Below are 24,900 nucleotides of genomic sequence, written 5' to 3' on the forward strand. Positions count from 1 at the left end.
ACTACCTATCCTTAAAGAGGCGGGAGCGAACCTTGATAAGGTTATTAATTTTGGTTGGTTTGATGTAATCGCTAAGCCGACTCTTTTTCTGCTTAATTTTCTGCACCACTATCTTCACAATTATGGCGTTGCCATCATCCTGGTGACAATCATCTTTAAACTGCTGTTCTGGCCCATCTCCCATAAGGGGATGAAGTCGATGAAGACTATGCAGAAGATTCAGCCCAAGATGGCCAAGCTTAGGGAAAAGTACAAGGATGACACCGAGCGGCTTAATCAGGAGATGATGACCTTGTATAAAACTTACAAGGTTAATCCATTGGGCGGATGTCTGCCCATGATCTTGCAGATTCCAGTTTTCTTCGCTTTGTATAAGGTCCTGCTGCAAACGATTGAGTTGCGTCACGCGCCATTTATGCTGTGGATCACGGATCTGTCCGCGCCTGATCGTCTGTATATTGGTTTCGATATTCCTGGTCTTGGTGGAATTCCGGTTTTGACTCTGCTCATGGGGGCAAGTATGTTTTTGCAGCAGAAGATGACCCCTACGACCGGAGATCCAACTCAAGCGAAGATCATGATGTTCTTGCCGGTAATTTTCACCTTCATGTTTCTTAATTTCGCATCAGGTCTCGTCTTGTATTGGTTCGTTAACAATCTATTATCTATTGTTCAGCAATACTTTATCAATCGGTCAGTTGAACCCTGATCTGAGGTCGATAGGCGTAAGTGATCACGGGGGAGCGATCAGAAAAATTGCACTCCATCCCAGGCTGTATCCGATTGTATCCGGTATACTGTGACAAAGGAATAACCATGGTAAGCAAGAAAAAAGAATATAAGGGAAAAAATATTGATGAGGCGATAGCCTCAGCCTGTAGTGATTTCGAAGTGAGCCAGAACGAACTCGACATTGAAGTTCTGGCCACCGGTTCTGCCGGGATCTTTGGTTTAGGTAGAAAGAAGGCGGTAATACTTGTCTCTCGTAAGGATTCGGCCCATGAATTGGAAGAAGGCGCCGAAACTTTGGTCAAGGGTAAACGTCATCATCCCCGCAAACCCAAAGAGGCAACGGTCCCTGACTCAGAGATCCGGGCGAAGTCTCAAGCGACAGAAAAACCTCGACGGCATGAGGCTAGAAAGGAAACTCCTGCTGCCCATTCCATACCATTCGGAGAACCGACAGGGGCAAGGCGAGGGAGCACGAAGCAAGAACGAGGAGAGAGTGTCAGGTTTGATGATCGACCCTCTCATCCGCCAGCTCAGGAGGTGCTTGATGAGATTAAAGAGTTGACTCAGACCGTGCTCCGGCTGATGGGGTATGAGGCGGACGTGACCCTCTCCGTGGAAAACCATAAGGTTGCGGTTCATATTCAAGGGGGAGAGAACCACGAGGTTATTGTAGGCCGAGAAGGGAGCACTCTTGATGCCTTGCAATACCTGTTGCGCAAGATTGTCAGTCAGAAATTCCCCGAAAAGATTACTCTCTCCCTTGATGCTGGCACCTACCGTCAGGATCGGCAAAAGGAACTTGAGCAATTGGCACTTGAGCTTGCCCAGAAAGTCAAGGACACCGGGAAAAGCCAGATGATCAGCGCTTTGAACCCGGCTGAGCGGCGCATGGTTCATGTGGTTCTTCAGGATGACACTGCGATTCGCAGCGCCAGTATCGGCGAAGGATTGTTTAAAAAGGTCCGGATTTATCTGCCCGGCAAGGGCCGAAAGAGATCCGGACGAGGCGGAGGAGAGTCATCCGGTAAGGAGGAATAGAAATTTGTTTCTTCACCTCTTCGCTACGTTTTTTATACATTTTACAATAAGATGACTGGTCGACTCGAACCGACAATTGCCGCGATTGCCACCCCGCCTGGTCCAGGCGGTATCGGTATTGTCCGGATCAGCGGACCATCATCTCTTACCATCCTTAATCTTCTTTTTACCCCCAAACGATCATTTCCCTCCCACGTAAGTCATCGTCTCACATACGGCTGGATTAAGCAGCCCCATACCGGTCGGGTTGTCGATGAGGTGATGGCGGTTTTCATGGCTGCTCCTCATACCTATACCCGTGAGGATGTGGTGGAGATCCACTGTCATGGCAGCTATCTGATTCTGCAGGATATCCTGGTTTTGATTCAAGAGGCTGGCGCTCGATTGGCGGAGCCTGGTGAATTTACCAAACGAGCTTTTCTCAATGGCAGGCTTGATCTGACCCAGGCCGAGGCCGTGCTTGATTTGCTCCAGGCTCGGAGCCATCAAGGGGTAAGGCTTGCGATCAATCAGCTTCATGGAACGTTACAGGGCCGAGTTCAGCAGCTTTTGGATGCCCTTGTTCGTCTGCGGGCCATTATCGAGGTCGCCATTGATTTCCCGGATGAAGAGATTGACATCATCAATCCTGTGGAGATCGGTCAGTCCATGACTCAAAATATTCTGCCGGTATTGGAGGGTTTGATCTTAGCTGCAGACAGTGGTAAGGTATTCAGGGATGGTATTTCAGTGGTGATTGTCGGTCGTCCCAATGTAGGAAAGTCGAGCCTTTTGAATGTTCTTCTTCAGGAAGACCGAGCAATTGTCACTTCCGAAGCTGGAACTACCCGTGATACCATCGAGGAAGAGATTACGGTCAAGGGGATGCCGGTCAGGATTATTGATACGGCGGGAATTCGTGCCTCGAAGGACTCAGTCGAGGCCATCGGCATCCAGCGGTCAAGGCAAAAAATGGCCATGGCCGATGTCGTTTTGTTGGTTCTGGATGCAGCAGAGCCTTTGCATCAGGATGATCAAGGTCTGATTGCCGAGGCCTCAATGAAACATCTTGTGGTGGTAGCCAATAAGAGCGACCTGTGCTCTGATGGTGTGATTGACGAATTGAGGGAGAGCTTAGACGGCCATCCTGTTGTTGCTATATCTGCAAAGCACGGCACAGGAGTTCGGGACTTGGAAGATGCAATTTTTTCCCTGGTGACCGGGCAGGGAGGGGGGTGGGATCCGGGATACACTACGGTCCCTAATGCACGACATCGGGCCGCGCTCGCTAAGGCGTTGACCTCCTGTTATGGATTACTGGCTGGTCTTGGCGAAAAGTTGTCACCGGACCTGCTGGCCATAGAACTTCAGACTATACTCGATCATTTAGGCGAGGTTGTCGGCTATACGACAACTGAGGATGTGCTGGATACAATCTTTGGAGAGTTCTGTATCGGTAAATGATTCCTGTTGCTTTGTGTAGGGATTTATTCCTGATCAATACCGCCCTGCTTCGCGCAGAAGGGAACCCGATGGCATTCAATATAGACGAACAGATCAACTTTTTGAAAAAGATCGATTTTTTCGAGAATTTTGATGATCATGAGCTTCGGCAGTTTCTCTCAGTCACTAAATGGCTCAAGGTTGCCGCGGAGACAGTGCTTATCAGGGAAAATACCAACGAGAGAGTTTTTTATATTCTGATTAAGGGCGAAGTGATGGTCTTTAAGACCCTCGAAGACGGCATTCATGCCGTGCAACTCACTACCTTGCAGTCTGGGGCCTGTTTTGGTGAAATGTCGCTGGTGATGGATGTTAAGCGCACGGCCGGGGTCATCACCCGCAGTGACTGTTTTCTCCTGATGGTGGAACCGGAGATTATTAACTCATCAAACGTTTTTCTGCAGCTTAAGTTCTACAAGAGGTTTTGCGAAATCCTGGTCTCTCGACTGATCGTTGCTAACGAACGGATGACAAGTATCGATGTTGTCCCTCCTGCGGGGCGTTTGATTGTTGTCAAGCTGCCCAAGGATTCCTTGGATATCAATAAGCCAAAGTTAAAGCCCACTTCGACTCCAACACCAACTTCAGCACCAACTTCTACGACCTCTTTCGTTACAGAGAATCAAAAAATGGAACTGCCTCCTTTGCCGGCGAAGAAGGAGCGTGGTGTCGTCAGGGCGTTTCAGCGTCAGCTCACCGCCGCATTAGAGCTTCCCTATAACCGTCTTGTCGGCAATCGTATTCTGCCATTGCTCGCTGGAGAGAGTGAAAATACACTTCGCCTCGCCGATTTGGTGCAGATGGATCCAGCTCTTTCCTGGAAGATCATGCAGGTAGCGAACTCGTCTTTTTATCGGCGTAGTGTCCCAATTGCTACGGTCCCTCACGCCATGATCACCGTCGGCATTAAAAATATTCAGTCAATTCTGTCCGAGTATATCGGAATCAAGCAACGGCGAAAGGCCTTTAGCGGCCATAAAGAGGTGGGGCGGAGCTTTTGGCGACACTCGACTATGGTTGCGCGGATTGCAGCGTTGCTTCGAGATGTATTGCGCCTCAATATGAGTTCTGATATTTATCTGGCAGGTTTATTCCATGATATCGGGATTTTGGCCCTCGACATTGTCGAGCCCTGTTTCTATCCTCATTTGAGTGATCCTCACTCCGAACTCTGTGCCGATCTTCATGCCGCTGAAATTAATTATATCAGCATTGATCACGGTCAGGCAGGCGCCCTGTTAGGCGAAAGCATCGGGCTCCCGGAAAGTTATATCGATGTTATGCGTTTTCACCATGCTCCGATTGCCGCTCGCACCAACCAACTCTCGGTTGCCTTGATTCATCTTGCCGATGCTTTTGCCATTCAGCATGGCGTTGGTCACTGCCCAGGAACAGGCGCTGAGATCGTAGCCCCGATCGGCGAGTCTTATGCCTGGGCGATTATTCAAGAGCATCATCGGCCCTTCAGTGACATTAACGTCACAGAATTTATCAATACTTTTAACAGTGAACTCTCTAAGACCTGGAGCAGTCTCAGCGATGGGCTCACCTTCTCGTAGACCTTGGTTGATTTAGTCGCTTCAAAGAGGTTCACTCTCATCTTGATGGTCGGGCTGTCCCTGGTCTTGATCCCTGAGTCGCTGGGGTTTTGGCCGTCAATCCACTGGCCTCGCCGCCTTCTTCTGTTTGCCTTAAGTATTAATTTGATTTTCTGTACTGTTATCAAGTGGCGGCGTCTCACGACGAGCGTGTTGATGATTCATGGTGGTATTGTGGCTATTTTAGTTGGTGGTGCCCTGGGTAGCCTTGGCTTTGTCGCCACTGTCAATATTCACGAGGGGAGCGATACTGCTACTGCTTTCCGTTGGGATCGTCAGGAAGACACCCCCTTGGGCTTTCGTTTAATGGTTAAACGCATTAACTATGACTATTACCCGACTCCTGTCAGAATAGGGGTCCTGGTTGATGGGGACCCTGTCCAGCTCTGCGAGTTTATTACCGGAGAGAGTCTGGTCTGTGCGGGGCTTCAGATTGAGGCATTGGGTTTTGATCCGACACTTCCAGCACTTACCCTCGCTGTGACTTTTCCAGACGGACGGCGGTCAGAGATCATGGCGAGCACAACAGTTGACGACGTAAAAATCGGTGCTGTTATTCAGCTTGTTGCGTTTAAGACTCCTGTTGTTAAGCGGACATGGATAGATATGGCGATTATTGTCGACGGTGCTCCTCCTTTTAATGGGCAGAGTGAGGTTAATCGCCCGCTCATCTGGCAGGGCCTTCGATTTTTCCATACCGCCACCGGGACCGATCCCGCTGGTCAGTCCTATGCTGGAATTCAGATAGTGAAAGATCGGGGGTTACCTTTGGTCTATCTCGGGTTTGCTCTGTTGTTAATTGGTAACATTTCTTTTTTTATTAATAAAATGTTTGATCACCGTCGTGGATGTAATTCTAACAGAGCGGCAGAATAGAGGGTGATACTTACTGTGAGAGCTGAATCTTTACGTGTTTTGGGTGGCTCTGTTTGCACCCAACGACATCAATCGTTTACTGAGCATTTGGTTCAGGCTAACGGTTTGGATAAGCATGGCTTTTGTTCATGGGAGCTGTCTCCTGGGATGAGGTTCGGGGAGGAGGCATTCTGGTGGGGGGAGAAGGGGACTAGGCCAGGACCCCATGAGGGGATTGATCTTTGTAGTTATCTTGACACGGCTGGTCACTGCCGTTTTCTTGAATCTGGAGCTATGATTCCTCCTCTGTTTCATGGGACTGTGGTGGATATTTTCCCTGACTTTCTCGGCCAATCACTACTTTTTGCCCATGATCAGATGAATGATGGCTGGCAACTGTATTCTGTTATTGCTCATGTCGTGGTGGAACCGGGTGTTGCCTTGGGACAGCGCTATTCTGACCGCTCCATTGTCGCCCGGGTTGCTCCACTGAAGAGGCCCGGTGTCCCTACGCATCTTCACATTTCAACTCTGGCTATTTCTGAACTCCCTCCACGTCCCTTAAGCTGGCCGGTGATCGTTAGGTCAGAGATGATTTGCTTTCTTGATCCTTTTTTATATATCGGAGGACTCAATCATAATTTATTAGTGCTTCCAGAATGAGTTCGCGATGGTGGGTATATATTGTTCTGTGTGGTGACGGCACCCTTTATACAGGGATTACCACTGATTTGAGCAGACGGCTTGCAACTCATAACTCTGAAAAGGGTGGCGCCCGTTACACCAGATACAGGCAACCGGTAAAGTTGGTCTACACCGAGCCTGCTGCTTCGAGGTCTGAGGCTGCTCGGAGGGAGTGGCAAATTAAGCAGATGACCGCCGGACATAAGTGGAGTCTTGTTGGGAAGTGTTCGGTCGACAGGGCGAATTGTGGTGGCGTGGGGTGAACCATGTTTTTATCCAGAGCCCTCTCCTTGTACCTGCCGCTATTTTTATTGCATACTTTTTGAGATGTGCGATATATATATGAAAGAAAGGAGCGTTCGGTTGCAACATAATTTTCAGGAGAGAGCAATGCAGAAAAGACTTGGAGAAATCTTGGTTGACAATGGCCTTACTACTCAGGATAAGGTTGACGAGGGGCTCAGAGTTCAAGTCGGCGGTAACCGGAGACTAGGTTATATTCTGCTGAAGATGGGGGTAATCAGCGGTGATCAGCTACTTGATGTGCTTTCCCAGCAAATGGCGGTACCGATAATTACCATTGAGAATGAATTCTCTAAAGATGTTGCAGCAGTGCTGCCAAGGTATCTTTGTCGTAAATATACTGTCCTGCCTGTGAGCAAGGGGAGTAATAATATTTTGAACATCGCCATGATGGACCCCTCTGATAATGTGGCGATTTCTGACATTGAAAATTATACAGGGATGGTGGTCAAGCCCATGCTGGCCAGGGAAAATGATATCTCGGCAGCAATCGCCAGTCTTATTCCCTTTTCTGCCAATGATATTTTCAATCCCCAAGTCTATGGCCGTGCTGCTAAAATCGCCACCTCTGTCGCCATTGTGTTGCTGTTGGTGGTAGGATGGGCGTCATACCAATATATTGATAAGGAGTTGCATGGCACGGTAAAGGAGATTAACGGAACAACTGCATATTCAAATCATGATTTGATATTAGGCGTTGAAGGCAAAGATAAAATCTCTCTCCTTGGACACGGTGCCTATACCAAGGGATTCTATTCGGTGAACTTTACATCAGTAGAGGCATTAAAGACCTTTATCGAGCAGAAGCGCAAAAATTTTTCCGATAAACAGGCCGATTGGCTGTATTGGGTGATCAAAAATCGGTTGACGGGGGGCTCAGGAAAGACCTGAGTCGCATTTATCGGCGTAATTCATCATCGTCAGGCCAATTCAGGGAGGTGAAAGTGTTGCAGCCCTCGGAATAGTTTATGATGCGGAGTTCAAACCAGCGTATTGCTTTATTTTTCTGCAATGTCTTGCCCAGTGCCTTGGTAATTCCTTCCAGTTCCAATCGTTCACCAGCCTCGAGAGAGTTGCAATCCGCCCAGCACAGGTTGTGGTTGGTGACCCCCTCTACCATGCCGATTAAATCTTCAATCCAGATGAAGTGCAGCAGGCGGACGCTGACAGAGGCAACTCCCCAGTGTCCTAATGACTTGGGCAGGCCGTAGGCAGTCTGAGTTGGGCTGGGTGGATAAATAGGCACCCGAACCGTCAGCACCAGATCGTCCTTGGTTTCAAGTGATCCATGCATTGCACATTGATATTCAACTGTCGTTGCCACTTCTGTTGATGTCTTTTTCAGGAAATAGGGGAACTCGATTTCCAAATGCGCAGCTTCTGCCTGAAGGCTTTCTTTCATGGCTGCGAGAATTATGTGGAAATTCTTGAGATGGATTTCTCCATGAAAACGGCTCAGTATCTCAATGAACCGGCTCATGTGGGTGCCCTTGAAATGATGGGGCAGATTGACGTACATATTGACCGTGGCAACAGTCTTCTGGGTACCGTTTTTTTTGTCTAGAACGGTAAGTGGATAAATGATGTTTTTGACTCCAACCTTTTGAATGTTAATTCGTCTGAAATCGGGTTGGTTCTGGATGTCCTTCATTTCAGAGGCAGGTGCCGTTTTACTGCAGCTTTGAGTTCGTCGAGATTGGCAGATTTGACCAGATATTCATCTGATGCCCAGGAAGATAAGTCCTGTTTAAATTCCTGATATGCCGAACTTAAAATAACTGGCAGTGTGGGATTGATCTCTTTGATACGGCGAAGGGCCTCAAGACCGTTCATGCCCGGCATGTTGATGTCAAGAATGACAAGGTCAACGTCGATTTGGGTTAGTTTGGTCAGGGCCTCCTGGCCGGTGAAAGCGGAATGGACTGTATACCCATCATCTTCTAATTCTTCGCGGTATAACAGGTGGATAGAATCTTCGTCGTCAACAAGTAGAATGTTGTTCATGGCGTTTCTCTCTTGGAGGAGTTGAGGCCTTTTGGGGTGGCCTATGTGATCAACAAAAAATATGAAGGGATATCTTGTTTACGGTGAGCATTCAGTTTGTCTTGCCCCTCTGTCTTAGTGTGCAAGCGACAGGAGGTGTGGGTGTGACACAGGATTCGTTTGGTCAGGGTTGGCTCAGCCGAGGGTTACTTCTCGAAGATATTTTGCTGCCTCTTCCGGGGGGGTGGGGTTAATATAAAACCCTGAACCCCATTCAAATCCGGCAATCTGGGTCAATTTTGGTACGATTTCAAAATGCCAGTGAAAATGATCCAGGGGTTCTGATCGCAACGGGGAGGTATGCAGGACGAAATTATATGGCGCGTTGGGGATGCATGCGTCTAGCCGGCGCAGTGCCTCAGAAAAAATAGATGCCAGAAGTTCGTATGAGCGATTGTCCATTGAAATATAGGAGGACAAGTGCTGGGTAGGAAGTATCCACATTTCAAATGGTGAACGGGGGGCGAATGGTGCAATGGCGATGAATCGCTCATTTTCGCAGACGATCCTAACTTGGTCGCGGCGTTCCTGGTTGATAATGTCACAGAATATGCAGCGTTCCTTGTACTTATAGTAGGCAAGGCTACCCTCTAATTCTGAGACAATCATCCGTGGGAGGATGGGTAGGGCGACGAGTTGGGAGTGGGAGTGTTCCAGTGATGCCCCAGCGGCACGCCCAAAGTTTTTAAAAACCATCACATACCGGAACCTGGGATCGTAGGCCAGGTCAATCAACCGGTCACGGAAGGCAAAGAAGACTTGGGCCATACGGTCTACAGACAAGTAGGTAAAAGATTCCTCATGGTTCGGGGTCTCAATGATGACTTCATGAGCCCCGATCCCGTTCATCTTGTCGTAAAGCCCCTCGCCGGCCTTATCAAGGTTCCCTTCAATAACCAAGGCCGGGTATTTGTTGGGTACCACCCGCAGGTTCCAGCCCGGTGAATTGGACGCCTGTGGAGTGCCGTAGCGTAGCACTTCAGCCGGAGTGGTCTTTTCGTTGCCGGGACAGAGGGGGCAGAACCCGCCCCTGGTGTTTGTCGGTTCGACAATAAAGTCGGTGGGCCTCTTGCCCCGTTCCTTGGAAATTATTATCCATCGGCCAAGGATAGGGTCTTTGCGAAGTTCAGGCATATTTGTTTAGTGGGGAAGAGTCAGTGCGCAGCAAGATCAACCTGCATGGGCTTTTTCGTGGTCTTCCTGCTTGGTTTTGCACTCGATGCAAAGAGTGGTCACAGGACGTGCGTCCAATCTTTCTGTAGTGATATCATCACCACAAGCTTCGCAGATACCATAGCTCTCGTCGTCAATCCGCAAGATGGCTTCCTTGATCTTGGCTTGAAGCTTTCTCTCACGATCACGAATCCGGAGTTCAAAGCTGCGGTCCGACTCGGCAGATGCTCGATCAGTTGGGTCAGGGTAGTTATCGCTTTGGACCGTCATGTCTGAGAGTGTTTTGTCGGCCTCTGATAAAAGTTCGGCGCTCATCTCTTCCAGTTTCCTTCTGAAATACTGTAACTTTTCTCTTTCCATATCAATCTTATCCTCCAAGCGGGATGAAGTAATCGTAATTATTAATCTATCATGGGTCGGCGTGAAATGTCCCGCTTTTTCCGCCAGTTTTTTTCACAAGCTTGATTTCACTGATGACCATTCCCTTGTCTGCCGCCTTGCACATATCGTAGATGGTTAATGCTGCAATGCTGACAGCGGTCAGCGCTTCCATCTCAACTCCTGTCTTGCCGGTAATCTTGACTATGGCTGAAATGGTAATAGCTGAACTGGAGTCATCAAAATTAAAATTGATTTCGGCTTTGGTGATGTTTAAGGGGTGCGCCAGGGGGATCAGTTGATCCACCTTTTTTGCAGCCATGATTCCGGCCAGACGGGCAACACCTAGGACATCACCTTTTGCAATCTCTCCATTGCGCACCATCGCATATACAGCTTGCGACATAACAATACGCCCGGATGCTACCGCTTCGCGGAAGGTATCCTCTTTTGCCGATACATCCACCATGATGGCATTTCCGGCCTGATCAAAATGAGAGAGGCGGAGATTGGTGCGATTGTCTGTCATGGATGTGTGCAGGCTAACTCAGTGGAAAAGTTTCTGAAAAAACCCTTCTTCCTCGGGTTTATTTTTTTGATCATTTTCCTCATCCCCGGCAAACTCCCGCAACAGTTCTTCCTGCTTTTTAGTGAGGCCGGTAGGGGTAAGCACTTTGAAAATGACTGTCATGTTGCCGCGGCCATGACCCCTGAGGCTGGGAACGCCTTCACCTTTGAGGGTGAAGGTATCGTTTGTCTGTGTTCCCTTGGCGATAGCGATGGGTTTTGTTCCGTGAACAGTGAGGATGTCGATCGTAGCCCCTAGTGTCGCTTGAACCATGGAGATAGGGAGGGTGTAAAAAATATCCTCGCCGTTTCTCTCAAAGAGTTCATGGGCGTCGACATGAAGGATGACATAGAGGTCGCCTGCGTGGCCACCCTTCCTTCCGCCCTGTCCCTCGCCTTGTAAGCGCATCCTGGCGCCGGTATCCACTCCTGCCGGGATCTTGAGAGATACTTTTTTCTTTTTGTTGATCAGTCCGTTGCCGCCACAATCCTGGCATGGGTCGGTGATGATTTCTCCGGCTCCTTGGCATTGCGGGCAGGTTGTGCTCAGCCGAAAGAAGCCTTGCGCTCGCAGGACTTGTCCTCGACCATTGCACGACGAACAGGTCTTGCTCTGATAACCTGGGCGAAGCCCTGTCCCTTCACAGGTCCAGCATGTTTCTGGTTTGGTGATGTCGATCTCTTTGTTAACCCCGTGAATTGCTTCCATGAAAGAAATTGACAGGTCATAACGAAGATCCGAACCGGGAATGGGGCCATTTTTTTGTCTGCGCTGGCCGCCACCGCCAAACCCAAAGAGGTCTTCAAAGATGTCGCCAAAATTTGAAAAGATATCTTCGGCATTGCCCGGTCCATGATAGCCCCGATTTGTCAGACCTTCTTTGCCGTAACGGTCATAAATTTGGCGCTTTTCTGGGTCTCCCAGAACCTCGTAAGCCTCGGCTGCTGCTTTGAACTTATCTTCAGCCGCTTTGTCACCGGGGTTGCGGTCGGGGTGATACTTCATGGCCATCTTGCGATAGCCTTTTTTGATCTCTTCTGCAGAGGCTGAGGAGGAAACTCCCAACGTCTCGTAATAGCTCATATCACTTAGCGGCCGTATCATCCTCGGGGCTGGCCACTTCCTCCTTGGCTTTTTGCTTTGCTTTTTCTGCAAGTTGTTTGATGCTTTCGGCGGTCACTTTTCCCGCGGCAATTTCCCGTAGGGTCATGACAACCTCTTTGTTTTTTCCTTCAACCAGATAGGGCATCCCGGTCCGGTGTTGATGCAGTCTGGCAAGGGCCAGGTGGATCAGGGCGAATCTGTTTTCACTGCCGACTTGTTTGAGACAATCTTCAACCGTTATGCGTGCCATGTGCTATGCTCCTTTCGCGATAATTGTGATCAATGCCCCAAAAACGCTATTTTGATCCAGTAAGGCGTTTCTGCCATGTGGATTCTGTGTGTCTGGTTCTATGATAGGCAAGATGTCTCCCGAGCGAAAAACATCCCAGACTAAAACTGTTGTAATATAATAAGAAATTTTTTTTTGGCAATATTTTTTTGCCAATATCCCCTCGGTTGGCTGATTACTCTTAACTTAACGAGAATTGAGTCAGGGTGTGTGAGGTTGAATGGCACGTATTCTGCAATAAAATATTACCAGGATAGGGATTGGGTTTAGAAATAGTGTTCAATGTTTAGCAATAACTGGCTAGTTCGGTGGTTTTCAGTATGAGGAAAAAAATTCCACGTCAAAATAATGACAGGATGATCTATGGCTAAATTAGTCGTGTTTATGATGGTAATGGCGCTGGTAACCTCTTGCAGTGCAGGTGGGGGCGGCATTTCGACTGGCACTGATCTGTGGCAGGCGTACTGGTCAGATGTAGGTGTTGAACGCTATGAGGCCGTAGTTTATCCCGCTGAGCCGATGGTCAGGCCATGAATAAGGAGGAGTGATGCTTAATAACACAAGAGTAGTCCTTGTTTTTTTGTTGACGAGCATGGCTCTGATTAATACTGGAGGCGCTGGGGTCTTGGCCGGAGGGATCTTTGGTGGATCTTCTACTCAACACTCGCGACCTGATTATCAGTTTCGAACGTCTAGGGCGGCGGAACCTTCTGAAGAAAAGAGGATTTGGGATTATTTCTCTTTTTTTGCTATCAGGCGTGAGTCTGACCCAGGGCATCAATTTCCTGCGGCTGAGGCGGAGGAGCTTAGGTCAAGGACTCGGGAGTTGGCGCAGCAACTCATTGTTAATGGGCAGGAAGATGTTGTCGATGGTTATGTGCTTACTGTTAACAGTTTCGTCAATTTAAATAATCTATATAAAACCTCATCCTTGGGACGTTACTTGGGCGAGCAAATGATCGGTGAATTTCAAGCTGCCGGCATAGAGGTGATCGATGTTCGTAAGGCGAAGGGTTTAATGGTGCACGAATATTTAGGTGAATATGGACTTTCTCGAGATATGAATGAATTAAGTTCTGAGCTTGGATCTCAGGCGATGGTGGTTGGAACTTACTCCTATGCCAACGGGCAGATCCTGATTAATGCCAGGGTGCTGCGTAATAGAGATGGCATGGTTCTCTCTCACGCGAATCTGACCTTTGCGCTGGATGAGCTTACCCTCCGAATGCTGAAGGATGAGTCAGCTCCGGCCCGGCGCGGGGGATTGGTTTCGGTTGAGGCAGTGAACTAGCATGCGACGCCGGATTTCCTTTATTCATGGCATGGTTTCCGTGGTGGTCATCATGGTGTCGCTGGCTGTCGTGAGCTGCGGGACATATCTGACAACCAACTCAGACCGGGGGATGGAGAAATATGCCGAGGAGCGCTACGCTCATGCGCTGAAATTTATGGAGGCAGGCCGTTTTGAGTTAGCAAGGGAGCAATTTGCAATTGTCAACAGGATAGCGGTTAGTCCAGAACTTAAGGCACTGGCTGCAAAAGGTCAGGACAAGGCTGTGGCTGTTATCGAGGCAAAACGGTGAGCGGCAACGTGGGAGGGGCTCCGGTGAACTTAAGGAATATGGTGTCAATATTTTGGCGATGCAGGGGCATTCAGGTAATTTGGGCCGTCTTTGTTATGATTTTCGCCATTAGTGGATGCGGTGGTCCTTCTGGAGTTTCACAGCCTGTTGTTGAGGTAAGTCCGGATTTTTTTGGCATAAGTGAGGAGTTGTCCAGGCAGCTTCGTGTCAACCGCAGAGAGGGAAACAGTGGCGGCAGGCTGATTTTTACCACCCTGGTCAATCTTGATGACCTGCGGCAGACATCTACATTTGGCAGGACTATGAGTGAATCATTGGCCACTCAGTTGTTTCAACATGGCTATGGGGTGGTGGAATTGCGAAAGGTTGCTAATATTATGATCCAGGCCAAAAATGGAGAGATGGTCTTGAGTCGTGATGCCGCCCGGCTGGCGCAGCAGTATGAAGCTAATGCCATTGTTGCAGGAACTTATTCCTTAACGCCGAAGACAGTGATCATCAATGTTAAGCTGTTGGATGTCCGATCCCAGGAGGTGCTGAGTGTTGCCGGGATGGAATTAGAGCGAAGCGCTGCGATTAACTATATGCTGGCGGATGATGTCGGGTTGGTTGATGGACCGGTGTCGGGGTATGAGCGATGATTTTACTATTAAAGATACGACGAGTTTCTACTATAGCGCTCTGGCTTGTTACCGTGGTGTGGATTACTGGATGCGCAACGGCGGTAGAGCGACAAGCCTCCTCAGAGGTTAGGGTAAAAAAAGGGGTGCCTGTTGTGTATATTCATCCTTTGATGGCAGAAACCTATAGTCATGCCACAGTGGGAGTACTGCCCTTTTTGTTGCCAGAGGGCAAGGATCCGAAGTTTGGGCAGCAGATTGCTGCGCTTTATCAGGATGTGCTTTTGGGTAAGGCTGCCTTTCCGGTGGTCAAAGTATTGCCGGCCGCTTATGGGGACTTCTCCGAGGCCTTGGCTGCAGGACGTTTGGCGGGGATTGATCTGGTCCTGGTTGGAAAAATCAATTATGCGGTGGAGGGGACAGAATTAGGAGGGGCTCGCCTCGACTTGACGGTTAGGATGTTGAGTGTCAATACAGGGGCGACCGTGTGGCATATCGGGCAGGCAATGGATCAGCCGTACGATTATCCTCAGACTGACTTGGTCAGCCGGTTGTCCGCTGCTCTGGGTTCACCTTCAATTAAACGACCGGCAGGAGCGCCGGTCCTGGTTAATATGCTGGCTCAAGCGGCTGTTGATATGACGGATGTGATAGTTGGCTCACGTTACGTCCGCCGTTAGCATTGCCGAGGGGGGTTAGTTCTGAAAGGGATTTTTCAGGAGCATGGTCTGCTCGCGGCCTGGTCCGACGGAGACGATATACGCGGGTATCTCGGTCAGGTCTTCAATGCGTTTGATATAGTCCCGGGCTTTCTGGGGGAGGTCATCCACGTTCACTGCCTGATCAATTTCCTCCTGCCAGCCTTGAACCTCTTCGTACAGGGGGTTCAGTCGACTGGTGACTCGGATGTTTCCGGGCATGGCAGTATAACGATTGCCATCTGCCTCGTAGGAAGTGGCAATTTTTAATGTCTTCTGGCCGCTTAAGACATCAAGTTTGGTGATGGCCAGACCGGTGACGCCGTTTAAGCGAACCGCCTCTTGAGCAATGACCGCATCCAGCCATCCACAGCGACGTTTTCGGCCGGTAGTGGCGCCGAACTCCCCGCCTTTTTCTTGGAGTTGATCCCCTGTCGTATCAAACAGTTCGGTTGGGAAGGGGCCCTCGCCAACCCTGGTGGTATACGCTTTGAGGATTCCAATTACAGCGTCGATGTGGGATGGGCCAAAACCGGAGCCAGTGCAGGCGTTGCCCGCTACTGTGTTTGATGAGGTGACAAAGGGATAGGTCCCGTGATCGATGTCCAGCTGTGTTCCTTGAGCGCCCTCAAACAAAATGTGCTTGCCGGCCTTTCGTCCCAGGTCGAGAGCCACGGAGACGTTGTCAATGTAGGGAGCGAGTTGTTCTGCGTAACCCATGAACTCGGCATAAATCGCCTCCAGGTCCAGTGGCGAGGCGGCGTCTCCCAGGGATGATTTCTTTTCGGCAAGGTTGTCTTTAAGTTTGTCGCGGAAGAGGTCGCTGTCCCGAAGTTCACCAAGTTTGATCCCCTTGCGCAGGATCTTATCGCCATAACAAGGTCCGATTCCCCGTCCGGTTGTGCCGATTTTTTTCCCCTGCTGCATCCCGGCCTCTGACGCTTGATCCAGCATCCTGTGGTATGGCATGATTAGATGGCAGTTTTCACTGATAGCCAGTCGCTGTGGAGTAACCCGCATTCCGTTGGCGTCTAGGCTGTGCATTTCCTGTAAGAGGACACCGGGGTCAAGGACCACACCGTTGCCAATGAAGCATTTCTTATTTTCGTAAAGAATGCCGGATGGAATCAGGTGGAAGACAAATTTTTTCCCCTCGACGACTAAAGTGTGGCCAGCGTTGTTGCCCCCCTGAAAACGGACAACGTAATCGGCATAACCTGTCAACAGATCGACGATCTTTCCTTTTCCCTCGTCACCCCATTGGGTGCCTATAATTACCACATTGGCCATGGTGTTGGTTGCTCCAGGTGTTGTGTTCTTTACTTTCAGTTATGGCCACTGGTCGGCGTGGCTGTTCTGCTCTGAGCTTACTCTGCGCCGGGCATAATAGTCAAAGCTGTCCTAAATGTCAATCTATCAAGGCGCTTGACACTGGGACTCAAATGCCGTAGCTTTCTCTCATACTACAGTGTGTCGTTTTTCTCCTTATCCTCCCGATAGGCTCATAAACATGTTTGGAATCGGTCTTCCTGAGTTGATCTTGATCATGGCGGTCGCGCTTATTGTCGTGGGCCCGGAGAAATTACCTGAACTCGCCAAAACGCTGGCCCGGCAGGTGATTGAATTGAAACGGGCTACCAATGCCCTGAAAGACAGCCTTCAGGACGAAGACGACAAACCCGCCTGGGAGAAGGTCACGCCCGAGCGGCCACAGATTGCCGAATTTACTCCCCTTGCCACGCCTATGAGGTCCTTTGATCACGCGGGGGAGTCCTCTGGCCCAGAAGCACAAGCATCCTCTGTGTCTGAAGACGCCTTGTCCAAGGGAATCCGCGATGATGCTGTCACTCTTTGATCACTGCGGCTCTCACCTTAAAGAACTTCGCCGTCGGGTGCTAGTCTCCATGGTGGCAATCGTGGTGTGCAGCAGTGTTGCTTACGCCTTTGCCGAACCCTTATCCGAGTTCTTCATTGCCCCGCTGTTGCGGGTCAGCCCCGAGTTGACCCACTTGGTTTATACCAATTTGACGGAAGCTTTTTTCTCCTATATGAAACTGGCGGTATTGGTGGGAATCACAGCCAGCTCCCCGATCCTTATCCATCAGGCATGGCGATTTGTCTCTCCCGGCCTCCATGCCCATGAAAAATCCGCAGTATTTACTGTGGTTCTGCTTGCAAGCCTTCTTTTTCTGGCTGGCGCCGCTTTTGCTTATTGGATTGTCCTGCCCCGGGCGCTCTCTTTTCTGATGGGTTTCGCGCGGGCAGACCTGACGCCTATGCCTAAGTTCGGGGAATATTTGACCTTTATAGCCCGAACGGGATTGGCCTTCGGCTTAGCCTTCGAGATCCCTTTTTTGATGGCCGCCGCTGTTAAAACCGGTCTGGTCGGTGTGGATCATTTTGTTCAGAAGCGCCTGTACTTTTATTTAGGTCTTCTCGGGCTGGCATTTGTCCTGGCGGCAGGGGATCCTTTTTCCGCGATTCTTCTGGCCATCCCCTTAGGCGGGCTTTATGAGGTGGGAGCTTTGGTTGGCCGTGCCATAGCGTAATTGCCCGCAATTGTTCAGGTTGTCAGTTAACCGTAAATCGATAACTGATCACCGTCAATTGGGGTAATTATAATTCCCCTCTTTTGGTGGAGGAGTTAATCTCTGTGAGAATTTATCGTCGTTGCTGTGATCGACGATCCGGAAGTGATCGCCGACGATCCTATTCACTGGATTATTTTGATAATGGAGGCCGTGAACGGCGGGGGCGCGCCCATCGTCGCAAGAGAAGAGGTTGTGAGCGGCGATCAAATTGGTCCCGGATTGACAGTAATATCAGCGTCTATACCGGTTGGCGGGAAGAAACAGATCAGGACGTGCCATCAGAATAAACCGTCATCACTGGAGAATATGTCATGCAAACATTAACTTTCTGGTTAAGTGTTATCTTCATTTTTGGCTGTGCTCTGGCATCTTTTCCGGCAGAAGCGCGGACAGTTGAAACCGCGACATTCGCGGGGGGGTGTTTTTGGTGTATGGAGAAACCCTTCGAGGCGCTCCCAGGTGTTATTTCGGTCACTTCAGGATACTCTGGAGGTTCGACGGCTAAGCCCAATTACGAGACGTATGCCGTGGGTGGGCATCTTGAGGTGGTTCAGGTAGCTTTTGATCCGGCAATAGTGTCGTATCCGCAGTTGCTTGACCTTTTCTGGCGTCAGGTGGATCCTACCGATCCCGATGGTCAGTTTGTCGACCGGGGCCTGTCCTACACCAGTGCAATTTTTTTTCATAGCGAGTCCCAGCGTCAGGAGGCCGAACGATCCAAGGATGAACTTGCGAAAAGTGGCCGATTCAGTAAGTCGATTGTGACTAAAATTATGGCAGCGAGCCCATTTTATCCGGCGGAAGAGTACCATCAGGATTATTATAAAAAAAATCCTCTCCGTTATCGGTTTTACCGGAATGGCTCAGGTCGTGATCAGTTTTTGGAAAAGATCTGGTCTGCTGAGGCCAACGCAGCGGCTGCTCCTGCCGCCGATCTGAAAAAACGGCTTTCTCCCATGCAGTATCGGGTTACCCAGGAGGATGGGACTGAACCTGCCTTTGATAACGAGTACTGGGATAACAAAAAAGCTGGAGTGTATGTCGATGTCGTCTCTGGAGAGCCGCTGTTTCTGTCTGTGGACAAGTATGATTCGGGAACGGGTTGGCCCAGTTTCAGCAAGCCCCTATCCGATGACACGGTCATTGAACACCAGGATCGGAGTTGGTTTTCGGTTCGCACAGAGGTTCGCAGTAAGAAGGCTAATTCTCATCTTGGCCATGTCTTTAATGATGGCCCAGCCACGACTGGTCTTCGTTATTGCATCAACTCAGCCGCTCTCCGTTTTGTCTCGGTAGAGCGCATGGCAGAAGAAGGCTATGGCGACTTACTCAAGTACTTCACCCCTTGATGACTCAAGTTGTGCCGATGCGGATCTGTTGCCGAGATCAGTGGTGCCGTGTATTCTGGCAGGCATTGTCCCCACGGAAAAACATTGCTTGAAGAGAGTGATGGTGCTATAAAAAAAGCCGTCCCCTTGACCACAGGAATATGACCTGTGGTTTTTTTATGTCCCCCGAGGTCAGTCGTTACACCGTATTGTACGACGAAGACAGGTTCTCCTCACAATTTCATAAGGAATAGTTCTCGATGATCAGCGCCATTAACGTCTCTCTTGCCTATGGTAAGCGCGTAATTTTTAAAGACGTAAACATTAAATTCACCCCTGGCAATTGTTACGGATTGATTGGCGCCAATGGCGCCGGCAAGTCAACATTTCTCAAAATCTTGTCAGGCGAAAAGGAGCCGGATCATGGGGATGTCGCCATTGGCACAGGAGAGCGGGTTGCCATGCTGCGACAGGATCACTTTGCATTTGACGAAGAATCGGTGATCCATACCGTTATTATGGGCCATGCGCGCCTGTATGAGGTTATGATCGAGCGTGAAAAAATCTACGCCATGCCGGAACTCTCGGAGGCCGATGGTATCCGTGTTGGTGACCTTGAGATAGAATTTGGCGAGATGAACGGATACGATGCGGAAAGCGATGCCGCAGTCCTGCTCTCCGGACTTGGTATCTCCGAAGAGCTGCGTCAGAAAAAAATGAAGGAGTTGGAAGACACGGACAAGGTCCGGGTGTTGTTGGCCCAGTCACTGTTTGGAAATCCCGATATTCTTCTGCTGGATGAGCCGACCAACCATCTCGATGTCAAGACGATCAATTGGCTGGCTGATTTTTTGTTCCGCTTCCAAAATACGGTAATCATTGTTTCCCATGACCGTCACTTCTTGAATCAGGTCTGCACTCACATTGCCGATATCGATTTCGGTCGTATTCAGGTTTATGTGGGAAATTATGATTTTTGGTACCATGCCAGTCAGCTTAACATCAAGCAGCGGCAGAATGAAAACCGGAAGTTGACCGATCGGGCCAACGAGTTGAAGGAGTTTATACTGCGCTTCTCGGCCAATGCCTCTAAGTCTAAGCAAGCCACTTCGCGGAAGAAGCTTCTCGATAAGCTTAACATTGAGGACCTGCCCGCCTCTTCGCGGAAATACCCGTATGTTTTCTTTAAGGCTGAGCGGCCCTGCGGTGATATTATCCTCAATATCGACCGTATCAGTAAGACGATTGACGGCGAGCCGGTGTTGCGTGATTTTTCCCTTACCGTCAATAAGGGTGACAAGATTGCCTTTGCCGGCAGCAATGGCTTGGCCAAGACCACTCTGTTTCAGATTCTGGTCGGAGAAATGGCTCCTGATGCTGGCACGTTCCGCTGGGGAGTGACCATGACTCACTCATATTTCCCCAAGGACAACAGTGATTTTTTCAACACTGATCAGAATCTGATTGAGTGGCTTCGGCGGTTTGCCCCCCCTGGTTCCGATGATGAAACCTTTGTCCGTGGTTTTTTGGGGCGGATGCTCTTCTCTGGTGAAGAGGCTCTGAAGAAGACTAGCTCTTTGTCGGGAGGGGAGCGAGTGCGGTGTATGCTGTCGCGGATGATGCTGGTTGGAGCCAATGCCCTGATCCTGGACGAACCGACGAACCATCTGGATTTGGAGTCCATTACAGCGTTGAATAATGGCCTGATTGCCTACCCGGAAGTGATCCTTTTTTCTTCGCATGATCATGAGTTCGTCTCGACCGTGGCCAACCGGATTGTTGAAATTACCCGGAATGGTTCCATTGATCGGATGACGAACTATGATGACTATCTGGAAGATCCCGAGGTTGCCAGGCTTCGAGAAGCTGCTGTTTAAGAGGTATAAGGGCTGAAATGTCTGTTGCTTTATGTTGCTCAGGTCGTCTCTGGTAAATTTCACCGGATTGGAGCAGCAACCGATGGTAATGTGGGTCTTAATGGATCTTGATTTTCAAATCAGTTGTTTGCCTTAGATCGAGATATCTTGATGTAAGTAATTTGGGATAATAGGAGAATATGCTATGCCAAGACATCTGCAGCGGGAGATCGAGTCCCTGAAAAATAAGATTGTTACCATGGGTGGTGAAGTTGAGGATCGTGTCTATAAGGCTACGCTGTCACTCATCAGGAGGGATATGGCGATGGCTGAGGCGGTTATTGCCGCCGATCATGATATAGACAACATGGAGGTGGAGATTGAGGAAGACTGCTTGAAGGTTTTGGCCCTCCATCAGCCGGTGGCCATCGATCTACGTTTTATTATCGCTGTATTGAAGATCAACAGTGACTTGGAGCGGGTTGGTGATTTGGCGGTCAATATCGCCGAGCGCAGTGTCTTTCTCAATGGGCAGGAGCCTATGGAGTTGCCTTTTGATGCGGTGGAGATGTCGACTAAAGTGGAGCGGATGCTGACCAAGAGTATTGATGCCTTGGTCAACCTTGATGTTCGATTGGCCTTTAAGGTCCGTTCGCAGGATGAAGAGGTCGACACCATCAATCGCAATATGTATGGCCGCGTTAAAGAGATGTTTATTCATGCCCAGCCTGAGCGGGTCAACGCCTTACTTCATGCTGTCTCTGTCGGCAGGCATTTGGAGCGGATTGCCGATCATGCCTGCAATATCGCCGAGGACGTGATCTATCTGGTCAATGCCGAAATAGTCCGCCATACCCCGGAAGTATTTGAGGAGTAAGTCGGGCGCTTTTCTTCTCCTTTTTGTTTAGCCTTGAGTAGTAGATTTGAATTATTGCTAAGCGATATCGCTTTTTGATGTGTCAGGATCAACGATCTCCTGTTTCAACAGGCAGCACGAGATGCGGTGATGTGGTTGGCCGTCCGCGTGATAGGCAATACTCCCTGGTTGCAGCAGTTTATTCATTACGCAGCCCTCGGGGATCTGGAGGGAGAAGAAATTTTTTTCGATCAGTCCAGAGCGCAGATGCAGGGCGTTGTCTTCGATTTGGTAAGAGTGGATTGGGAAATCTTCGCATAACGGGCAGCAATAGACCCGACCGTTGGGGAAGATGAAGAAGTTCTCGGCAACGTTGCCAGCGCAGGCAAAGGCCTCCCCCGGCCCTAAAAAGACTTTGGGATAGATCACATGGAGACCGAGTTGCGCGGCAGCCATGGCGACTTTAGGGACTGTTGTCAGCCATTGCTTATGGCTTATTTGCAGGGGTTGGTCGCTGGCCTGGGCCGAGTTGCCGCGCAGGCCGATGATCTGAATGAAGAAATGATGGACCCCGAGTTCTGCAAGTAGGCGAGGCATATCGGCAAGGTGAGCGATATTCATTGCGCTCACCGTGTAGATAACACTGACTTCAAACCCCATGGCAACCGCTTTAGCCAGGTTCTGGGTGCAGGTAGCAAAGACACCGTGGCCTCGTAGGGGATCATTAATTTCAGGGGTGGGGCCATCCAGGCTGAAACTTAAAACCGCTTCGTCCGGGGTGATGTGGTTGAGCAGGTCATGATGCAAGAAACCGTTGGTGTCAACGGTAACGGAATGGTAGCCTAGTGCCCGTGCGGTCTTGATCACCGAAGGTAGGGCCGGGTGCAGGGTCGGTTCGCCGCCAAGGAGGATGAGGTTGGTCTTTTTTTCGGGAGATGCGAAGAGCTTGAGCCATGCGTTGATTGTTGTTTCCGGCAGGGTTGCGCTGCCATGCTGAGAGGGATTGATGTAGCAGTGGCGGCAGGAGAGGTTGCAGGCGGTCAGAATGTGGAAGAAAACATTTCGTTCGTTGTCCTGGAAGGCGAGGGTGCGTTGTTGAAGTTGTCTGGTCATGGGATCCTTTTGTTGAGAATTTAAATCGGGTGAAAGCCGTTGGTGGGCGTTATCGCTGTTCTAAAGTGTACGCGGCCAGCAGTGTGTCTTTGAGATAGGCGTTTTGACCGCTGGAAAAAAATTGTTTAAATAGCGACAGGCTCTCTTCTCGCATGATGTGGGGGATAATCGTAATTTTCATTCCCTGGTAGAGGGGAGGGAGTTGGTCAAGGCGGAGCATGGTCCCTCCGCCCATGGCATCCTCGTAAGCATAGACGATGGTGCGGATGCCGCTGATCAAAAGAGTGGCGTAGCACATCAGGCAGGGCTCGAGAGTGGCGTAAACCGTGACTTCTGCTAAGTTTATCTGGGGGGAGAGAGTGAGAAGTTCGCGCAAGGCCATGATCTCGGCATGGTCAATCTCGTTGACTGGTTGACTGGGGTTGGCTCCGCTGTTCTGCCTTCTACCGCAGGCGATGATCTTCTGGTTATGAACCATGACGCAACCGACGGGGAATTCCCCATTTTTTAGGGCATTATCTGCCTCGGTGAGGGCCTTTTTCATGAAGTCGAGGTGTCTGCTCGGCATGGTATTTTTCCGGATTCAATAAGAATAGTATTGACAAGTGGCGGCCAACAGTCCAATTAATACAGGCGGTAGATGATACAGTGACCTGCATAGGGCTGCTGCGTACTTTTTGTTTGGGTTGCACAGGAGTGCTGAAGTTCTCCTGATGCTCTTTAGTTTGAAAGAAATTGCCATTGATCAAGGATAGCCGTCCGTGGTTGCGGCGACAAGGATTTTTTCAGGTTGGGCTATCATCTAATTTTATGCTGATCCGTGAAAGAATAGAGCAGAACGAACGTAATTGTCTCTCTGAATATGCCTGTCTCAGCGCTAATAGCAAGGGACGGATCAGGGAAGAGGATAGCTGTTCCCTGCGGACTGCCTTTCAGCGTGATCGTGATCGAATTGTATATTCTAAGGCGTTCCGACGCCTGAAGTATAAGACTCAAGTCTTTCTCGCGCCAAGCGGCGATCATTATCGTACCCGTCTTACTCATACTCTGGAGGTATCCGAGATTGGCCGGGCGTTGGCCCGGGGTCTTGGTTTGAACGAAGATTTGGTTGAAGCCATTGCTTTGGCGCACGACTTGGGGCACACCCCCTTTGGGCATGCCGGAGAAACGGTGCTTAAGGAATTTGCACCTGGCGGCTTTCATCACTATGTGCAGAGTTTGCGGGTGGTCGATGTCCTTGAGAACGATGGGATGGGATTGAATTTGAGTTATGAAGTGCGTGACGGAATAGCCAAGCATTCCAAGGGGTATGGCGAAGTAATACCCACCAATACTCACGACATGCCAGAAACCGCTGAGGGTTGTGTGGTGCGTTATGCCGATATCATTGCTTACTTAAGCCACGATTTGGACGATGCGATCCGCAGTGGAATCATTACTGAGCATGATATTCCACCGGTATGTAACGAGGTGCTCGGCGCCACCCATTCGCGCCGGAACCTGACCATGATCCAGGGGGTGATCGTCGGTACGGCGCCTAAGGATGGGCGCCTGGTTTTTGGTGTTGATCCTGAAATCGGCGCGACCATGCAGCAGCTTCGGACTTTTTTGTTTCACAACGTCTATCGTTCGGAACAGGTTCATGCCGAATTTATGAAGGCATCCAAGATACTTAAGGAGTTGTTTGCCTATTATTATGAAAATAAGGAGCTTTTCGAGCAACAGATCAACGGGTTTGCTGCGAGTTCCTCCCATGCTAGACGGGTTTGCGACTATATAGCCAGTATGACCGATCGTTTTGCTCAAAATTTGTACCAGCAGATTTTCTTACCTAAGAATTTTGCTTAGGGACTTGGAAAATACCAATTTACCATAACGCATCCCGGCTTTGGGCCATCTTTGGTCGCGCCTCAATCACAAAATCCTCGACGTAGCGCTGCTACGCCTGCGGTTTTGTTCAATCGGCGCAACCAAATCTGACCCAGATCCGGGCGCGATCCAGGTAAAT

The 24,900-nt window shown here is 49.8% G+C and carries 28 protein-coding genes; 18 read left to right on the forward strand and 10 right to left on the reverse strand.

Annotated features, from left to right (window positions below; all coding sequences use genetic code 11):
- The 8 genes from FP815_07415 to FP815_07450 all read left to right on the forward strand — a co-directional run.
- The coding region (locus FP815_07415; protein ID MBA3014769.1) for a membrane protein insertase YidC at positions 1-709 on the forward strand (709 nt) is incomplete at its 5' end.
- Between the two features lie 107 nt (positions 710-816).
- Complete coding sequence (locus FP815_07420; protein ID MBA3014770.1) at positions 817-1,770, forward strand: hypothetical protein; 954 nt, start codon at positions 817-819, stop codon at positions 1,768-1,770.
- A 51-nt stretch (positions 1,771-1,821) separates the two neighbouring features.
- Complete coding sequence (gene mnmE / locus FP815_07425) at positions 1,822-3,213, forward strand: tRNA uridine-5-carboxymethylaminomethyl(34) synthesis GTPase MnmE (protein ID MBA3014771.1); 1,392 nt, start codon at positions 1,822-1,824, stop codon at positions 3,211-3,213.
- Positions 3,210-4,811, forward strand: coding sequence for an HDOD domain-containing protein (locus tag FP815_07430; GenBank protein MBA3014772.1), 1,602 nt, complete (start codon positions 3,210-3,212; stop codon positions 4,809-4,811). Before mnmE ends, FP815_07430 begins: the two co-directional genes overlap by 4 nt.
- 42 nt (positions 4,812-4,853) lie before the next feature.
- Entirely contained in the window at positions 4,854-5,726 is an 873-nt protein-coding gene (locus FP815_07435; GenBank protein ID MBA3014773.1) for a cytochrome c biogenesis protein ResB, read from the forward strand.
- A gap of 147 nt (positions 5,727-5,873) precedes the next feature.
- Entirely contained in the window at positions 5,874-6,368 is a 495-nt protein-coding gene (locus FP815_07440) for a hypothetical protein (protein MBA3014774.1), read from the forward strand.
- A complete protein-coding gene (locus FP815_07445) occupies positions 6,365-6,652 on the forward strand; it encodes a GIY-YIG nuclease family protein (GenBank protein MBA3014775.1) in 288 nt (95 codons plus the stop codon). The genes FP815_07440 and FP815_07445 overlap by 4 nt, the downstream gene beginning before the upstream one ends.
- Positions 6,653-6,716: 64 nt before the next feature.
- Positions 6,717-7,583, forward strand: a complete 867-nt coding sequence (locus tag FP815_07450) for a hypothetical protein (GenBank protein ID MBA3014776.1) — start codon at positions 6,717-6,719, stop codon at positions 7,581-7,583.
- A 7-nt stretch (positions 7,584-7,590) separates the two neighbouring features.
- Here FP815_07450 and FP815_07455 read toward each other — a convergent pair whose 3' ends face one another.
- From FP815_07455 to FP815_07485, 7 genes are all read right to left on the reverse strand, one after another.
- Positions 7,591-8,343, reverse strand: coding sequence for a hypothetical protein (locus FP815_07455; GenBank protein ID MBA3014777.1), 753 nt, complete (start codon positions 8,341-8,343; stop codon positions 7,591-7,593).
- Positions 8,340-8,696 (reverse strand): response regulator, encoded by a 357-nt coding sequence (locus tag FP815_07460; GenBank protein MBA3014778.1) that lies wholly within the window; start codon positions 8,694-8,696, stop codon positions 8,340-8,342. The genes FP815_07455 and FP815_07460 overlap by 4 nt, the downstream gene beginning before the upstream one ends.
- 174 nt (positions 8,697-8,870) lie before the next feature.
- The gene (galT, locus tag FP815_07465) at positions 8,871-9,869 is read right to left on the reverse strand and encodes a galactose-1-phosphate uridylyltransferase (protein MBA3014779.1); all 999 of its coding nucleotides are present in this window, start codon (positions 9,867-9,869) and stop codon (positions 8,871-8,873) included.
- A 36-nt stretch (positions 9,870-9,905) separates the two neighbouring features.
- Positions 9,906-10,268: an RNA polymerase-binding protein DksA gene (dksA, locus tag FP815_07470; protein MBA3014780.1), complete on the reverse strand. Its 363-nt coding sequence runs from the start codon at positions 10,266-10,268 to the stop codon at positions 9,906-9,908.
- 49 nt (positions 10,269-10,317) lie between these two features.
- A complete protein-coding gene (gene moaC / locus FP815_07475) occupies positions 10,318-10,815 on the reverse strand; it encodes a cyclic pyranopterin monophosphate synthase MoaC (protein ID MBA3014781.1) in 498 nt (165 codons plus the stop codon).
- An 18-nt stretch (positions 10,816-10,833) separates the two neighbouring features.
- A complete protein-coding gene (gene dnaJ / locus FP815_07480) occupies positions 10,834-11,937 on the reverse strand; it encodes a molecular chaperone DnaJ (GenBank protein MBA3014782.1) in 1,104 nt (367 codons plus the stop codon).
- Between the two features lies 1 nt (position 11,938).
- Complete coding sequence (locus FP815_07485) at positions 11,939-12,208, reverse strand: DNA-directed RNA polymerase subunit omega (protein ID MBA3014783.1); 270 nt, start codon at positions 12,206-12,208, stop codon at positions 11,939-11,941.
- Positions 12,209-12,794: 586 nt separating this feature from the next.
- Between FP815_07485 and FP815_07490 the strand changes: the two genes are divergently transcribed.
- From FP815_07490 to FP815_07505, 4 genes are all read left to right on the forward strand, one after another.
- On the forward strand, positions 12,795-13,538 hold the full coding sequence (locus FP815_07490; GenBank protein MBA3014784.1) for a hypothetical protein: 744 nt from the start codon (positions 12,795-12,797) through the stop codon (positions 13,536-13,538).
- Position 13,539: 1 nt separating this feature from the next.
- The gene (locus FP815_07495; GenBank protein MBA3014785.1) at positions 13,540-13,830 is read left to right on the forward strand and encodes a hypothetical protein; all 291 of its coding nucleotides are present in this window, start codon (positions 13,540-13,542) and stop codon (positions 13,828-13,830) included.
- Between the two features lie 95 nt (positions 13,831-13,925).
- Positions 13,926-14,471 carry a hypothetical protein gene (locus tag FP815_07500; protein ID MBA3014786.1) on the forward strand — a complete coding sequence of 182 codons (546 nt, stop codon included), beginning with the start codon at positions 13,926-13,928 and terminating at the stop codon, positions 14,469-14,471.
- Positions 14,468-15,130: a hypothetical protein gene (locus FP815_07505; protein ID MBA3014787.1), complete on the forward strand. Its 663-nt coding sequence runs from the start codon at positions 14,468-14,470 to the stop codon at positions 15,128-15,130. Before FP815_07500 ends, FP815_07505 begins: the two co-directional genes overlap by 4 nt.
- Before the next feature lie 15 nt (positions 15,131-15,145).
- On the opposite strand, the gene FP815_07510 is transcribed toward FP815_07505, so the two are convergent.
- Entirely contained in the window at positions 15,146-16,438 is a 1,293-nt protein-coding gene (locus FP815_07510) for an adenylosuccinate synthase (GenBank protein ID MBA3014788.1), read from the reverse strand.
- 220 nt (positions 16,439-16,658) lie between these two features.
- On the opposite strand from FP815_07510, the gene FP815_07515 reads away from it, so the two are divergent.
- The 5 genes from FP815_07515 to phoU all read left to right on the forward strand — a co-directional run bounded on the left by FP815_07515 (position 16,659) and on the right by phoU (position 21,800).
- Positions 16,659-17,003 (forward strand): twin-arginine translocase TatA/TatE family subunit, encoded by a 345-nt coding sequence (locus FP815_07515; GenBank protein MBA3014789.1) that lies wholly within the window; start codon positions 16,659-16,661, stop codon positions 17,001-17,003.
- Positions 16,984-17,697 carry a twin-arginine translocase subunit TatC gene (gene tatC / locus FP815_07520; protein ID MBA3014790.1) on the forward strand — a complete coding sequence of 238 codons (714 nt, stop codon included), beginning with the start codon at positions 16,984-16,986 and terminating at the stop codon, positions 17,695-17,697. Before FP815_07515 ends, tatC begins: the two co-directional genes overlap by 20 nt.
- 353 nt (positions 17,698-18,050) lie before the next feature.
- Positions 18,051-19,088, forward strand: a complete 1,038-nt coding sequence (msrB, locus tag FP815_07525; protein ID MBA3014791.1) for a peptide-methionine (R)-S-oxide reductase MsrB — start codon at positions 18,051-18,053, stop codon at positions 19,086-19,088.
- Between the two features lie 239 nt (positions 19,089-19,327).
- Positions 19,328-20,944, forward strand: a complete 1,617-nt coding sequence (locus FP815_07530; protein ID MBA3014792.1) for an ATP-binding cassette domain-containing protein — start codon at positions 19,328-19,330, stop codon at positions 20,942-20,944.
- Between the two features lie 184 nt (positions 20,945-21,128).
- Positions 21,129-21,800, forward strand: a complete 672-nt coding sequence (gene phoU, locus FP815_07535; GenBank protein MBA3014793.1) for a phosphate signaling complex protein PhoU — start codon at positions 21,129-21,131, stop codon at positions 21,798-21,800.
- 57 nt (positions 21,801-21,857) lie between these two features.
- On the opposite strand, the gene FP815_07540 is transcribed toward phoU, so the two are convergent.
- Positions 21,858-22,892, reverse strand: a complete 1,035-nt coding sequence (locus FP815_07540; GenBank protein MBA3014794.1) for a radical SAM protein — start codon at positions 22,890-22,892, stop codon at positions 21,858-21,860.
- A gap of 49 nt (positions 22,893-22,941) precedes the next feature.
- Positions 22,942-23,460 carry a nucleoside deaminase gene (locus FP815_07545; GenBank protein MBA3014795.1) on the reverse strand — a complete coding sequence of 173 codons (519 nt, stop codon included), beginning with the start codon at positions 23,458-23,460 and terminating at the stop codon, positions 22,942-22,944.
- 242 nt (positions 23,461-23,702) lie between these two features.
- Here FP815_07545 and FP815_07550 point away from each other — a divergent pair, with 242 nt between their 5' ends.
- On the forward strand, positions 23,703-24,740 hold the full coding sequence (locus tag FP815_07550) for a deoxyguanosinetriphosphate triphosphohydrolase (GenBank protein ID MBA3014796.1): 1,038 nt from the start codon (positions 23,703-23,705) through the stop codon (positions 24,738-24,740).
- Positions 24,741-24,900 lie beyond the last annotated feature (160 nt).

Source organism: Desulfobulbaceae bacterium (assembly GCA_013792005.1).
Lineage (GTDB): Bacteria > Desulfobacterota > Desulfobulbia > Desulfobulbales > VMSU01 > VMSU01.

What these genes read in the sequence shown, in the direction of transcription:
- FP815_07540 (MBA3014794.1), bottom strand. Translation starts at nt 22,892, where the DNA reads ATGACCAGACAACTTCAACAACGCACCCTCGCCTTCCAGGACAACGAA.
- FP815_07445 (MBA3014775.1), top strand. Translation starts at nt 6,365, where the DNA reads ATGAGTTCGCGATGGTGGGTATATATTGTTCTGTGTGGTGACGGCACC.
- msrB (MBA3014791.1), top strand. Translation starts at nt 18,051, where the DNA reads ATGCAAACATTAACTTTCTGGTTAAGTGTTATCTTCATTTTTGGCTGT.
- galT (MBA3014779.1), bottom strand. Translation starts at nt 9,869, where the DNA reads ATGCCTGAACTTCGCAAAGACCCTATCCTTGGCCGATGGATAATAATT.
- FP815_07515 (MBA3014789.1), top strand. Translation starts at nt 16,659, where the DNA reads ATGTTTGGAATCGGTCTTCCTGAGTTGATCTTGATCATGGCGGTCGCG.
- tatC (MBA3014790.1), top strand. Translation starts at nt 16,984, where the DNA reads ATGATGCTGTCACTCTTTGATCACTGCGGCTCTCACCTTAAAGAACTT.
- dnaJ (MBA3014782.1), bottom strand. Translation starts at nt 11,937, where the DNA reads ATGAGCTATTACGAGACGTTGGGAGTTTCCTCCTCAGCCTCTGCAGAA.
- FP815_07545 (MBA3014795.1), bottom strand. Translation starts at nt 23,460, where the DNA reads ATGCCGAGCAGACACCTCGACTTCATGAAAAAGGCCCTCACCGAGGCA.
- FP815_07495 (MBA3014785.1), top strand. Translation starts at nt 13,540, where the DNA reads ATGCGACGCCGGATTTCCTTTATTCATGGCATGGTTTCCGTGGTGGTC.
- FP815_07450 (MBA3014776.1), top strand. Translation starts at nt 6,717, where the DNA reads ATGTGCGATATATATATGAAAGAAAGGAGCGTTCGGTTGCAACATAAT.
- FP815_07455 (MBA3014777.1), bottom strand. Translation starts at nt 8,343, where the DNA reads ATGAAGGACATCCAGAACCAACCCGATTTCAGACGAATTAACATTCAA.
- FP815_07430 (MBA3014772.1), top strand. Translation starts at nt 3,210, where the DNA reads ATGATTCCTGTTGCTTTGTGTAGGGATTTATTCCTGATCAATACCGCC.
- FP815_07530 (MBA3014792.1), top strand. Translation starts at nt 19,328, where the DNA reads ATGATCAGCGCCATTAACGTCTCTCTTGCCTATGGTAAGCGCGTAATT.
- FP815_07505 (MBA3014787.1), top strand. Translation starts at nt 14,468, where the DNA reads ATGATTTTACTATTAAAGATACGACGAGTTTCTACTATAGCGCTCTGG.
- mnmE (MBA3014771.1), top strand. Translation starts at nt 1,822, where the DNA reads ATGACTGGTCGACTCGAACCGACAATTGCCGCGATTGCCACCCCGCCT.
- dksA (MBA3014780.1), bottom strand. Translation starts at nt 10,268, where the DNA reads ATGGAAAGAGAAAAGTTACAGTATTTCAGAAGGAAACTGGAAGAGATG.
- FP815_07420 (MBA3014770.1), top strand. Translation starts at nt 817, where the DNA reads ATGGTAAGCAAGAAAAAAGAATATAAGGGAAAAAATATTGATGAGGCG.
- moaC (MBA3014781.1), bottom strand. Translation starts at nt 10,815, where the DNA reads ATGACAGACAATCGCACCAATCTCCGCCTCTCTCATTTTGATCAGGCC.
- FP815_07440 (MBA3014774.1), top strand. Translation starts at nt 5,874, where the DNA reads ATGAGGTTCGGGGAGGAGGCATTCTGGTGGGGGGAGAAGGGGACTAGG.
- FP815_07510 (MBA3014788.1), bottom strand. Translation starts at nt 16,438, where the DNA reads ATGGCCAATGTGGTAATTATAGGCACCCAATGGGGTGACGAGGGAAAA.
- FP815_07485 (MBA3014783.1), bottom strand. Translation starts at nt 12,208, where the DNA reads ATGGCACGCATAACGGTTGAAGATTGTCTCAAACAAGTCGGCAGTGAA.
- FP815_07550 (MBA3014796.1), top strand. Translation starts at nt 23,703, where the DNA reads ATGCTGATCCGTGAAAGAATAGAGCAGAACGAACGTAATTGTCTCTCT.
- FP815_07500 (MBA3014786.1), top strand. Translation starts at nt 13,926, where the DNA reads ATGATTTTCGCCATTAGTGGATGCGGTGGTCCTTCTGGAGTTTCACAG.
- FP815_07460 (MBA3014778.1), bottom strand. Translation starts at nt 8,696, where the DNA reads ATGAACAACATTCTACTTGTTGACGACGAAGATTCTATCCACCTGTTA.
- FP815_07490 (MBA3014784.1), top strand. Translation starts at nt 12,795, where the DNA reads ATGCTTAATAACACAAGAGTAGTCCTTGTTTTTTTGTTGACGAGCATG.
- phoU (MBA3014793.1), top strand. Translation starts at nt 21,129, where the DNA reads ATGCCAAGACATCTGCAGCGGGAGATCGAGTCCCTGAAAAATAAGATT.